Raw genomic sequence first — 13119 nt, forward strand, 5'->3', positions numbered from 1 at the left:
GCACCCTAGCTAAAATTTATTATCTCAAAAATCAAAATTAAAACCCCTATGGTGCATTATTCCCTTCGCTCTGACTTCAAACCAACCGGAGACCAGCCAAAGGCAATAGAAGAGTTGGTTAGGGGACTTGATGGAAGAAGTAAACAAACTCTCCTTGGAGTAACTGGCTCTGGAAAAACGTTTACAATTGCAAACGTAGCCTATCGAACAAATCGTAGCATGCTTGTCATCTCACACAATAAAACTCTCGCTGCCCAACTCTATTCTGAATTTAAAGGGTTCTTTCCAAAAAATAAGGTAGGTTATTTTGTCTCCTACTATGATTACTATCAACCGGAGAGCTATATCCCGCAAACGGATACTTACATCGAAAAGGACGCAAAGATAAATGAAAAAATAGAAAGAATGAGGCTAAATGCAACGGCTCATCTCATGACTGAAGGGCCGAGCATCATAGTTGCTACGGTTTCCTGTATTTATGGCATCGGCTCTCCGGATGAGTGGAGAAAAATGAGTTTAGCTCTAAAAGTGGGACAGGACACACCAAGAAGTTCACTTATTGCTCGACTTATTGCGATGCAATACGAGCGAAATGATATCGCTCTTGCTCCTGGTAAATTTAGGGTCCAGGGAGAAACAATTGATATCATTCCAGGCTACTCTGACGAAATCGTGCGGTTATCACTTAACGACGGAACAATTGAAAGAATTTCCATCCTCGACCCTCTCAATATGAATGTTATTCAAAGACAATCGGACATTCTTCTTTTTCCAGCCAAACATTACCTGGTGCCAGAATCTGCAAAAGAGCGAGCACTTCGTGAAATTGAACTTGAGCTGGAGCAGCGCCTTCCAGAACTTGATGAACTTTGCGCTCATCGATTGCGCACCCGCACAAAATATGATATTGAACTAATACGGGAGATGGGGTACTGTAACGGAATTGAGAACTATTCACGCCATTTTGACGGAAGAAGCCCCGGTCAACCTCCATATACTCTGCTTGACTTCCTCCCTAAGGACGCAATAATAGTTATAGATGAATCCCACGTCACTATACCTCAACTTCATGGAATGTTCAGAGGAGACAAAACGAGAAAGAAAAACCTAGTGGATTACGGATTTAGGCTCCCTTCAGCATATGATAATCGGCCGCTCAAGTTTGAGGAGTTTGAAGAAAAGGTTTCTAATCACGACTTAATCTTCGTTTCCGCAACCCCGGGTGAGTATGAGAAGAGCCACTCCTCCCAGATAGTTGAGCAACTTGTTCGACCAACCGGCCTCCTAGACCCTTATGTTGAGGTGAGAGGCACCCACAACCAAATAGAAGACCTCATCCACGAAATTAAATTAAGGAGAGATAGAGACGAGCGCGTATTGGTAACGACACTTACAAAAAGGATGGCTGAAGATTTATCAGAGAGACTTATCCAAGCCGGAATTCGCGCAAGATACATGCATTCAGAAATAGAAACATTAAAGAGAAATCAACTTATAAGACAGCTGAGATTAGGCGAATTCGACTGTATTGTAGGAATAAACCTCCTGCGTGAGGGATTGGATATTCCTGAGGTGAGCCTCGTTGCTATTCTCGATGCTGACAAAGAGGGATTCCTCAGAAACGAGACAAGTCTTATCCAGACCATTGGAAGAGCTGCGAGGAATGTAAATGGAACTGCCATAATGTATGCAGAGAAAAAAACGCCAGCCATCTTGGCAGCAGTTCTTGAAACTAATCGGAGAAGGCGAGTGCAAGAAGAATACAACAAAAAGAATAATATTGTTCCAAGGAGCATTGTAAAAGATATCCCTGTACAGATAACGATTGAGTTTGAAGAGAAAGAAAGAAGAGTAAGCAGAGCTGAGATAAAACGTCAGATAATCATCCTAGAAGAAAAGATGAACGAAGCGGCAGAAAGGCTTGATTTTGAAGAAGCAATAGACCTCCGAGATAAGATAACAGAACTCAAAAGAAAAATGGCAAGGATGTAAAAGCAACCAACAAATAATTACGTTTATGTAATCTTTAGTAAGTTTAAAGGCGAGTTTAGATGCAGCAAGACAAGATAATCATAAAAGGTGCAAGAGAGCACAATCTCAAAAATATAAACCTCGAAATCCCACGCAATTCCTTAACTGTCATTACAGGAATTTCTGGGAGTGGAAAAAGCACACTGGCATTTGATACTATTTATGCAGAGGGTCAAAGAAGATACGTTGAATCTCTATCCTCTTATGCTCGTCAATTTCTTGGTATAATGTCAAAGCCTGATGTGGATTCTATAGAGGGTCTCTCCCCAGCAATTTCAATAGAGCAAAAGTCTCCCCCCTCCAATCCTCGTTCAACGGTTGGGACGATTACTGAGATTTACGATTATCTACGTCTTTTGTATGCAAGAATTGGAGAGCCTTACTGCTCCAAGTGTGAAAAGAAAATCACAATACAAACAACAGATGCCATCACAGACGTTATCCTTTTTTCCTATTCTGGAAAGAAGGTCGAAATCCTCGCTCCAGTTGTAAGAGGGAAGAAAGGAGTCCACGAGAAAATCTTTGAAAGAATCTCACAGATTGGTTTTGAGAAAGTAAGAGTTGACGGCGTAATTATTGATGTAGGGACAATCCTCCCCAACTTAGACAAAAACAAAAAGCACAACATAGAAATAGTTGTAGACAAGGTTGCATCGAACCCTGAAGAGAGAGGGCGACTATTTGAAGCTGTTCAAAAAGCACTTCTATATGGAAGCGGACTGGTAATAGTAAAAGCAGGAGATGAGGAGAAGCTTTTTTCCCAAAAAAATTCTTGTCCGGATTGCGGGGTATCCATCGGTGAGTTAGAACCGCGTACTTTTTCATTCAATTCGCCATACGGCGCATGCGAGGAGTGCCATGGCCTTGGAGTAAAAATGGAATTTGACCCAGAACTTGTTTTGGATTTTGATAAATCTATTGCGGACGGTGGAATAGTGGCTTGGAAATCAAACATAGCAAGTATTAGAAGCGGGATGCTTGAAACAGTTGGAAAGAAATACGGATTTGACCTCTTTACACCTCTTGGACAGATGTCAAAGCAACAGATAGACATTATATTATGGGGCAGCGATGAGATTTTCCACTACAAATTGCGCTCGCGCACTGGTAGCACCGTACACGAGTTTGACGGTTCATTCGAAGGTGTTATCCCCAATCTTGAGCGTCTATATCGAGAGACAAAGTCAGAGTGGAGAAGAGAGGAAATCAGAAAGTTTATGCGAGAAAGAACATGTCCTGCTTGCCAAGGAAAAAGACTCAAAAAAGAAGCTTTATATGTAAAAATTCAAGGAAAATCAATAATTGACCTTTGCGAACTTCCAATAAGCGACTGCTACAAGTTTATCTCTTCTCTCACTCTTTATGGAAGCCAAAAGATAATTGCTGAACCAGTCCTCAAAGAGATAAAAAGCCGCCTTGAGTTTCTTATAAACGTTGGAGTTTCATACCTCACTCTCTCAAGGACGTCCGACACACTTTCTGGAGGAGAGATGCAAAGAATACGCCTTGCTACGCAGATAGGTTCAAACCTAACCGGCGTAATCTATGTTCTGGATGAACCAACAGTCGGTCTCCATCAGCGCGACAACGAAAGACTCATATCTACTCTCAAATCCATCAGAGAGATGGGAAACACGTTGATAGTAGTTGAGCACGATGAAGAATGCATAAAAAATGCCGATTACATAATTGACCTTGGTCCCGGCGCAGGAGAAAATGGCGGGAGAGTGATGTTTGCAGGCTCACCCGAGGGAATTGGAGAACGCTCAGAATCGATAACAGGGCAGTATCTTTCAAAGCGCCTCTTCATTCCAATACCAAAAAAGAGAAGAAAAAGCACGAAGTTCCTAAAAATTAAAGGATGTCTTGAGAATAATCTAAAAAATATTGACGTGTCTTTTCCTCTTGGAACGTTTATCTGCATTACTGGCGTTTCCGGAAGCGGAAAATCAACTCTAATCATTGAAACACTATACAAAGGTTTGGCTCAGAAAATATACGGCAAGAAGGAGAGACCAGGAAAGTTCTCCGGTTTTGAGGGCCTTGACTACATAGACAAAGTTGTAATCATCGACCAAACACCAATCGGCAGAACACCAAGAAGCAACCCCGCGACTTATACTGGCGTATTCACTCCGATAAGAGAGCTGTTTGCAATGACTCCAAGTGCAAGGATGAAAGGTTATTTAGCAGGAAAATTTTCATTCAATGTGCAAGGAGGAAGATGTGAGAAGTGTGAAGGTGGAGGAGTGGTTAGAATAGAGATGAACTTTCTTCCAGATATTTATGTTCCTTGCGAGGAATGCGGTGGCAAAAGATACAACCAAGAGGCTCTTTCGGTTACATATAAGGAAAAAAATATAGCAGATGTTCTTGAAATGAGTGTAGATGAAGCATATCAGTTTTTTCAAAACATCCCCAGAATACAAAATAAATTATCATCCCTTAGAGATGTCGGTCTTGGATATATAAAGCTTGGACAACCAGCTACAACCCTTTCAGGAGGTGAAGCTCAAAGGGTCAAGCTCTCTTACGAACTATCAAAAAGACCTACGGGAAGAACCGTTTACATCCTTGATGAACCAACAATTGGGCTTCACTTTGATGATGTAGCAAAGCTTCTGGATGTCCTCGTGCGCCTTGTAGAAAAGGAAAACACCGTAATTGTCATAGAACACAATTTAGATGTGATAAAGACAGCAGATTACATAATAGACCTTGGTCCGGAAGGAGGAGAGGCAGGGGGAGAGATTGTTGCAACAGGAACTCCCGAGGAGATTGCCAAAAACAATAAAAGCTATACTGGCCAGTATCTAAAAAGAATTTTGCAGGAAAATTAATCTTGCCCTGAAGCCTGCCAAAAAATGGCACGAAGGGCCGGTTAAAAGGTTAACTGCCTAAAAAGTTTTGCGGGGTATAAAAAGTATATGGGTAGTCTTACAGCAATCACAAAGAAACACATGGAAGAGGAGGACGAATCAAACAAAGGGGGACTACTGCGTCAAATAATACTAGGAGGTCAGGACGGCCTCGTTAACGTTTTTGGTATAGTCCTCGGAGTCGCTACGGCAACCGAAAATCCACAGCTTGTTATAATAGCAGGATTAGCTGCGACTCTTGCTGAGTCCCTTTCGATGGCCGCTGTTGCATACACTTCCTCACGAGCTGAGGAAGACCACTACAAAAAGATGCTTGAAGTTGAAAAATGGGAGATCGAGAATCTCCCCGACATAGAAAAAGAGGAGATTAGGATAATCTACCGCAAAAAGGGCTTTAAGGGGAAAGATTTGGAGAAGATAGCTGACATTATCACCTCTGACAAAAATCTTTGGTTACAGGTAATGATGCAAGAAGAGCTGGGTTTCTCTGATATTCAGAAAATAAATCCTCCGCGTGAAGGAGTTGTTGTTGGATTGTCAGCGTTTTTTGGCTCCCTTATTCCTCTCTTCCCATTTTTATTATCGCCATCGTATTTCACACCAAGCATAGCATTCTGGGTATCTATTTTGTTTTCCTTGTTTGTCTTATTTGTAGCAGGAGTAATAAAAGGCAAGCTAACAACAGGCAGGCTACTCCATGATGGACTTGAAATGATGCTTATAGGCGGTATTGCAGGAATAGCGGGGTATAGTGTGGGTGCCGTTTTGGGAGTAGCTGGGTTTTGAATCTTTACTCTTTTATACGCCTACGCAAAAATATTATTGGATGCTGTTAATTTTTTCTTTAGGCCTTGGTGATACTCAATGTTAGATATATCCAAGATAACTCTTCCTTCCCTGCCAGGCTGCTATCTATTCAAAGATAAAAAAGGAACCGTTCTTTACGTAGGAAAGGCAAGAAATCTAAAAAAGCGAGTCAAGAGCTATTTTTCACGCAAGTGCGACAATAAAACCGCAACTCTTTTGGAAGAAAGCGCAAGCGTTGACTTCATCATCACAGACAATGAGGTTGAGGCTCTGCTTCTTGAAAACAGCCTTATCAAACGCTACTTCCCCAAATTTAATACCGAGTTGAAGAGTTCTGAAAAGTTTACATATATCGTTATAACAAAAGAAAAGTTTCCACGGCTTCTCCTCAGCAGAAGGATTAGAAGCCGGTTTGCACCCAATGGGAGATGGTATGGCCCCTTCGCGCGAGGTTCTGCGCGCATTTTAGTTGCGGATACGCTCAGAAAAGCGTTCGGAGTCAGAATCTGCAAAAGATTGCCAAAAAAAGCTTGCCTTCAGTACTATCTTGGAAACTGTACAGCTCCATGCGAGGAAAAGATAAGCGAAGAGGACTACCTCAAGCGTATATCAATATTGGAATCTGTGCTTACAGGGGAAGGCGAATCCTTTAACAAGATACTTGAAACTATGCGAAGCGAGATGAAGAAAGAATCAGACAAGAAAAACTTTGAAAGGGCAATGACTCTAAGGGATAGCATACGACTACTTGAAGGCCTTTCCCAGAAACAGAAGATTGAACGCAAAAAGGCAGGAAGCGAAGACTACATCTCATATATTTCAGTGAACGGAAAAGTAACTCTCCAAATATTTAAAGTGATAGAAGGGGTAATCCGCGACAGAGAACGATTTTTCTTTGAGGCAAGAGAAGGAGAGGAACTGGAAGAATTCCTAAGCAACTATTACGAAAGAGACAACACTCCAGACGCAATCTATTTAGAAAACAAATTTGAGGGTATTGACGCAATGGAAAAGTATCTGACAAAAAAGGCCGGAAGGCAAGTTAGACTATTAGTACCAAAAAAAGGAGAGAAACTAGATATACTAAATCTCCTTAAAAAAAATGTGGAAGCCGAAGTAACAGGAAAAACCAATCCTGCGCTTCTTACACTCCAAAAGGCACTAAAGCTCCGCGAAATTCCACGGGTTATCGATTGCTTTGATATATCTACTCTCTTTGGTAAGGATTCCGTAGGGAGCGTTGTTCGTTTTGTTAATGGAAAACCAGAGAAATCATCATATAGACGCTTTAAAATACGCTTTGCAGGTGAAGGGGGAACCAAACAAGACGACCCAAATATGATAGGTGAAATAATCTTTAGACGGTATAAGCGGTTAATGGAGGAAAATGCTCAAATGCCAAACCTTGTCCTGATAGATGGCGGCACATCGCAACTTAAAAGAGCAATGGAAGCTCTCTCTCGTCTTCGCACGGATATAGACTGCATCTCGCTTGCAAAAGGAGAGGAAGCTATATACTCTCCTAACTTTCCTCAAACAATAAAGCTTGGTAAGAACAACGAAGGCTTAAAAATCCTCATCTACGCTCGGGATGAGGCTCACAGATTTGGTTTATCCTACCACCGCGCTTTGAGACGAAAAGCCGTTAAACCACATATTTATTGATTTATTCAAATTAATTTATTCAATCTTTGCAAAGACTATTGTCTTGAGATTTGAATCTGTCCCAGAGCATTTTTTGCAACTTACATACCAAAAAAAGAACTCGGTAGGTGTTTTTGAAAACTTCTTTTTGCACAGTTCTGAAAGCTCAGACAGCGCAGAAGAGAGCCCAGAATACGCTCCAACATAAGACTTAGACAGAAAAGTTCCGCTGAGAAAAACATTCTGTTTATCGTCTGGATGAGGTTTTTGCACTTCAAAAAGCACCTTTCCCCAGAAAAGCCCCTCCATTCCGTAAAGCATCATTTGCGGAGATGAAGCTCCAAGCGAGTGTTTTTCAATCTGTTCGCTTGCGTATTTTATAGTTGCTTTTAAGTTTATTGGTACGTGAAACAGCTGTAATACGTTAACTGCCAAAAAAGGTTTTTGTTTGAATTGCCATACTCGCTGATCATATTTTTTTACGTCCAAGTCAGGATAGCACATGTCGTCTTTTGTTTGACCTACCATAAAACTAATAAGGCAATTCAACTTATAAAAGTTTATTACGATAGCGCTTGGGCAATCTTTTCCCCAAAGATGGTTGCAGAATTTGGTCCGTCTGCAGTTATTATTTTGCCATCTCGCTCAACAGAAGCTCCTGTGTAATACGAGCCAGCATTCTTCAAAAGCTCCTTTGTTTTGCTGTCAGGAAACGAAGTAACCTTTTTCCCATTAACTATTCCGGCAGATGCAAGTATGCGAGGAGCAATACAAATTGCTCCAACAACCTTTCCGGAGGCGTAAGCCTCTCTTGCAAGCTTTAAAACATCAGGATTTTCTGCAAGTCTGTGTGACTCTACTCCCTTGCCACCAACAAAAACAACTGCGGAATAATTTGCCAGCTTTACTTGTGAAACAAGCAAATCAACATTTGTCCTTCTACCAAGCATCCCCACAGCTTCTCCCTTTTTTGTGCTTGCCAATTCAGAATCTACGACGCCTACCTTTTCCAGAGCCTTTTTAGTCTCAAACAGTTCTTCGTCTCTAAAATCAGAAGGAGCAATTACAAAAAGGACTTTTTTCATATCAAACACCCTCCTTTTACTCATTTTTTGCTTTTGTAATAAAAATATTGCCCTGCTTCTTTTTGTTTTCTATCCATAATCGAATCAGGTTTGTTTATTCTCGGCCTAAGAGTGTCTACATCCCTTCGCATAGTTATCCCCATACTCTTGAGAAAAGAGTTCATTCCATTTATCTTTGACTGCGGCGAACTTGCATGTCCATAAACAGATGACCTCCCATCAAAAACTATAATACGAGAAGCAAGCGAATCAATCAAAACGACGTCATGGTCTATAACCAAAGCCGATGAACTAGAATTCACAATCAAGCTTCTAATAAGCTCTGAAAATTGAAGCCTCTGCTCAATGTCAAGAAATGCAGAAGGCTCATCTAATAAATAAAGCTCAGCTTCTTTTGAAAGACACGAAGTTATTGCAACTCTCTGGAGTTCTCCGCCAGACAACTGAGTTAGCTTTCTTAGCATAAGGCGTTCAATACCCAATCTCCTTTTACATTCCTCAAAGAATTGCGCATTAAGCTTTTGGGATGAGAAAAATTCGCTAACCGTCATCTTTGCATCTGCGCTTAAATACTGCGGTTTGTACGAAAGAGAGACTCTGGGTAAATCCCCATATTTTTCATCTGGTTTCTCAATTCCACAGATAAGCTTTGCAAATAGTGTTTTTCCAAGCGCGTTCTTACCTACCACTCCCACGATTTCGCCTTCCATTATCTCCCCAGCTTCCGAGGAGAAAACAAATCCAGGATATTTTTTTTGGAATTGTGGATAGGCCAGTTTAACGCTTGCTTTTCTTTCAGATTCACTTCCAAAAGAAAAGCGTATCTCGTTTTCTCTGAAGCGGACATTCTCATCCCTAAGAACTCCACTTAGGTATTCATTTATCCCTCTTCTCGCACTCTTAAGGCTCGAGACTACGCCGTAGCCGTTCTCATGCCCCCAAAAGATGTACACATAATCACACAGGTAGTCAAGCACCGCTAAATCATGCTCAACAACCATCACATTTTTTGTTTCACCAACCTCTCTTATAGCAACTGAAATAGCTATCCTTTGTTCGATGTCTAAATAAGAAGAAGGTTCATCAAAGTAATAGATATCAGCGTCTTTCAGTAACGATGCAGCTAGAGCAAGGCGCTGAAGCTCGCCTCCAGAAAGGTTTTTGATCTCTCGTTCCAATATATCCTGCAATGAAAATCTCCTGACCACATCCTCAAAATTTCCTCTTTCGTCAATTCTTTTTAGAATCTCATTTACCTTCCCAGAAACCACATCCGGAATTTTATCTATATTTTGCGGCTTGTAAGATACTACAAGTTGCTTTGCTCTTTTATCCAAAAAATAATTTTTTATCGCAAGTGGAAGATCAGGAGGAAGACCTTTCTCTTCATCATTTTGACTAAGGTTCCCAAAATTCGGTGAGAGCTTCCCTGACATAATTTTTATAGCTGTACTCTTTCCAATACCATTTTTTCCAATTATGCCACAAACGCCTGCTTGGGGTATGGGGAGGTTGTATAGCCTAAAGGAATTAACACCATATTGGTGAATGAGAGTCCCAGTTTCAGATGGTAGATTGATTATATCTATGCAATCTACAGGGCACTTTTTAGGGCATATACCACAACCGGTGCATAACACCTCGGATATTACAGGAAAACCTTCGTTGTCTATCCATACTGTCTTATCCCCCATCTTTACTCCAGGGCATACTTTCATGCAAACATAGCCGCATCTTGCTCCAAGGCAAAGAGAACGGTCTATTATAGCTATTCTTTTATGACTCTTTTTCATGAAAATCAGCTTTATTCTATCCTAAACCTAAGAATTGCAGCCAGTCCACCAAAACCATCCAACTTTTCTGCAGGGCTGCAGCCTGATGAAAATACATGCAAGTTAACTTTCATCAAAACAGCCTTTTCAACAAGCTCCGAGACGTCTTTTCTTTTTCTCAAGAGAGAGTCAAGTACAAGGAGCTCCGAAACAGCTCCATACTCCATTGCCCTTTTCACTTCATCAAGTCCCCAAGCACAAAGGCCGTCTTCCCGGCCAACATGCTCCATAAACTTATTCATAATTGCGGCGTTGCGTTCAATCTCATGCTCTACTATCGCTTTTGATATTGCTCCTCGCGAAAGAAGCTCCTCAACACCACTTCTTTCTGCATAAGAGACAGAATCAAACACTATTTTTTTGAGAAGTTGAGGGTCTTTGTGCATTATGAATTTCTTTAAATTATCTTTTGTAAATCCAGGTCCAGCTATAACTATTCGCTCCTCCTTTCTTTCTTGGACTTTTTTTAATATCTCGTCAAAATACTCTCTCTCCTTTTCTGCAAAGCGCTCATCCCGTTTTGATGCTTTACTCTCAATCTCAAAATCATAATGTACCCCTCTTCCGGTGAGAGTTGCAAAGAGCGCTTTTTCATTGTCTAATACCACTATAATGACTTTCGGTTTCTTCGAGTCCATCACTGCTTTTTTGAGTCTCTGAAGTTCATGTTCCTTCCAATCTTTCTGTATAACAATCGGAAAGCCAGTTTCAACATCTACCGTGTGATATTGCCCACGGGGCGCGTATTCCTCAGGCTCTCCGGAAATTATTTTTCCAGTAACCCTCAGCCTATTTAGCTCTTCAGAAAACTCTACTTTTTCAGCCTCTAATTCTATATTAACAGGCATTTTTTCTCCTGCGTCATCCTCTGTTGGCTTGAATCTCCTCCAAGTTTTTGAAAATACACGGTCTCCGATATTAAGAATACTTCCAATATGCCACAGGTCCTCTGCATTTTCCGGAATTATTCTTATCTTTCCTTCTTTTATATGAGAATAGTTAACCCTCATCCTTTAGATTGTAATTTTTAGGATTTAAAAAGTAAGAAGGAACAAAAAGAAAGAAAATGAAGAGCGCTTAAAAAATAAGCTCAAAAAGTTAGGCGTTCTTCATTTTAGCTTCACAAACATACCCGGCGCTGTCAACATAGTACATGTATCCAGACTTTCGTGTAATCTTTTCGTTGCCGACTTTCTTCTTGCGCCCACCTTTGTTGTGTTTCATAGGCGAAGCCCAGACATAGCCATCTTTCCCTACATAATAAAGATAGCCGTCTTCTCTATTTATCTTCTCAGAACCAATTCTTTTTCCCATTTCTTACACCTCCAAAGAGATACCAAAACAAAATACCATAGAGAATATTTAAAATCCTTTCTCTCGATAAGCGAACAATCCTACCTCCATAAAATCAAGGATTCTTTCCAATCAGCATAACCTGAGCTAATAGCGCTTCCAACTGTATTCTCTCATTGGCACCCTCAACCATTCTAAAATTATACTCTCCTATCCGATCTACAAGATGAACTTTTTTTTCTTCTGCAATTGGCAACGAAGGTACCTCTCGATAGATTTGCAAGATTACATCCTCTCCAGACATTCCATATTTTATCATAAGCTCATCTAACATGTTTCTAGCTTCACTAAACCGTCCGCGAAGAGCCGCTTCAATCATTTTTCTTATTTCAGAAGGCTGTGCATGCGAGCCCATCTTATAAACTGCCTCTGGTGTTATCTTTTTTGATTGGAAAGAAACGCCCTGCAAGACGTTTATTGCCTTTCGCATATCCCCTCCACTTACATATAGAAGCGTTGATATGGCCTCTTCTGATATCGTTAAACCTTCATTTTTAGATATTCTCTCAACCATGCGGCGCATGCTATCATCTGAGAGAGGCAAGAACCTAAACACCGAACATCTACTCTGCAGTGGCTCTATTATTTTTGAGGAGTAGTTGCACGAGAGGATAAAGCGCGTTGCTGAAAGGTATCTCTCCATCGTTCTTCTAAGTGCATGCTGCGCATCCGGAGTAAGCGCATCAGCTTCATCTAAGAATATAATTTTAAACGGGACGGACTGTATAGCGACGCTGCGCGCAAAATCCTTTATTTTTCCCCTTACTACATCTATGCCCCTCTCGTCACTTGCGTTGAGCTCTAAAAGGTTTCCTGAAATGTCCTCTCCATACAAATCATGTGCAAGTGCTATGGTTGCCGTTGTCTTTCCAATTCCAGGTGGCCCAGCAAAAAGGAGGTTTGGTAAATTACGGCTTTTCACAAAAGCCTTTAATGCCTCAACAACGTAATCCTGCCCAATCATATCAGAAAGCGTTTTTGGGCGATACTTCTCGGTCCAAGGTAATATCTCTTCCATAAAATCGCGCAATAGTTTTTTTGGGACAAACCTTATATAAGTTGTTTTGACCAAATAAACATAGCTCTCTACCTCAACACGAATAGCAGGTTGTTGCTCCAGCGGTGCCTAATATGGACGAGAAAAAAAAGGATCTTGCATTTATTTTACTTACTTCAGCAATCCTGTTGTTGCTTATCTATACAACTGGAGCTGGTGGTTTTAATCAAGCAGGAATAGCGTTAATCGCACTGGCTTTTTGTGGTGTGGTCAGTGGCTATATTATGTTTGACATTTTTAGAAAAAACTTGACTGCAAAACAATCAGGGTTAGTTATGGCTGCATCATCCATCCTCGCAATTGTAGCCTCCTCAATCCTCATTCTTGGAAAATTATCCTTTTCCAGCCTCGGTTTCATATTTATATTATTCTTCCTCCTCCCACCAATAAGCGTGATTAGCAGAACACGCCTTGTCGAATCTTGAATAGGG

General features: G+C 40.9%; 11 protein-coding genes. 5 read left to right on the top strand and 6 right to left on the bottom strand.

From position 1 onward, the window contains the following. Nucleotides 1-48 precede the first annotated feature (48 nt). The 4 genes from uvrB to uvrC all read left to right on the top strand — a co-directional run bounded on the left by uvrB (nucleotide 49) and on the right by uvrC (nucleotide 7382). The gene (uvrB, locus tag QXF67_01330) at nucleotides 49-1992 is read left to right on the top strand and encodes an excinuclease ABC subunit UvrB (GenBank protein MEM3060159.1); all 1944 of its coding nucleotides are present in this window, start codon (nucleotides 49-51) and stop codon (nucleotides 1990-1992) included. Nucleotides 1993-2051: 59 nt separating this feature from the next. Beyond that, entirely contained in the window at nucleotides 2052-4871 is a 2820-nt protein-coding gene (gene uvrA / locus QXF67_01335; GenBank protein ID MEM3060160.1) for an excinuclease ABC subunit UvrA, read from the top strand. Between the two features lie 87 nt (nucleotides 4872-4958). Further along, nucleotides 4959-5696 (top strand): VIT1/CCC1 transporter family protein, encoded by a 738-nt coding sequence (locus QXF67_01340; protein ID MEM3060161.1) that lies wholly within the window; start codon nucleotides 4959-4961, stop codon nucleotides 5694-5696. A 78-nt stretch (nucleotides 5697-5774) separates the two neighbouring features. Next, entirely contained in the window at nucleotides 5775-7382 is a 1608-nt protein-coding gene (uvrC, locus tag QXF67_01345) for an excinuclease ABC subunit UvrC (GenBank protein MEM3060162.1), read from the top strand. Nucleotides 7383-7397: 15 nt separating this feature from the next. Here uvrC and QXF67_01350 read toward each other — a convergent pair whose 3' ends face one another. From QXF67_01350 to QXF67_01375, 6 genes are all read right to left on the bottom strand, one after another. Further along, the gene (locus QXF67_01350) at nucleotides 7398-7889 is read right to left on the bottom strand and encodes a hypothetical protein (GenBank protein MEM3060163.1); all 492 of its coding nucleotides are present in this window, start codon (nucleotides 7887-7889) and stop codon (nucleotides 7398-7400) included. Between the two features lie 35 nt (nucleotides 7890-7924). Beyond that, nucleotides 7925-8446 carry a DJ-1/PfpI family protein gene (locus QXF67_01355; protein MEM3060164.1) on the bottom strand — a complete coding sequence of 174 codons (522 nt, stop codon included), beginning with the start codon at nucleotides 8444-8446 and terminating at the stop codon, nucleotides 7925-7927. A gap of 20 nt (nucleotides 8447-8466) precedes the next feature. Then, a complete protein-coding gene (locus tag QXF67_01360; GenBank protein ID MEM3060165.1) occupies nucleotides 8467-10239 on the bottom strand; it encodes a ribosome biogenesis/translation initiation ATPase RLI in 1773 nt (590 codons plus the stop codon). An 11-nt stretch (nucleotides 10240-10250) separates the two neighbouring features. After that, nucleotides 10251-11288, bottom strand: a complete 1038-nt coding sequence (locus tag QXF67_01365; protein MEM3060166.1) for an mRNA surveillance protein pelota — start codon at nucleotides 11286-11288, stop codon at nucleotides 10251-10253. A gap of 88 nt (nucleotides 11289-11376) precedes the next feature. After that, nucleotides 11377-11592: a hypothetical protein gene (locus tag QXF67_01370; protein MEM3060167.1), complete on the bottom strand. Its 216-nt coding sequence runs from the start codon at nucleotides 11590-11592 to the stop codon at nucleotides 11377-11379. Nucleotides 11593-11686: 94 nt separating this feature from the next. Beyond that, nucleotides 11687-12649: a replication factor C small subunit gene (locus QXF67_01375; GenBank protein ID MEM3060168.1), complete on the bottom strand. Its 963-nt coding sequence runs from the start codon at nucleotides 12647-12649 to the stop codon at nucleotides 11687-11689. 113 nt (nucleotides 12650-12762) lie between these two features. Here QXF67_01375 and QXF67_01380 point away from each other — a divergent pair, with 113 nt between their 5' ends. Beyond that, complete coding sequence (locus QXF67_01380; GenBank protein ID MEM3060169.1) at nucleotides 12763-13113, top strand: hypothetical protein; 351 nt, start codon at nucleotides 12763-12765, stop codon at nucleotides 13111-13113. The last annotated feature ends 6 nt before the right edge of the window (nucleotides 13114-13119 follow it).

Source organism: Candidatus Anstonellales archaeon (assembly GCA_038869735.1).
Lineage (GTDB): Archaea > Micrarchaeota > Micrarchaeia > Anstonellales > CG1-02-47-40 > JAWCQO01.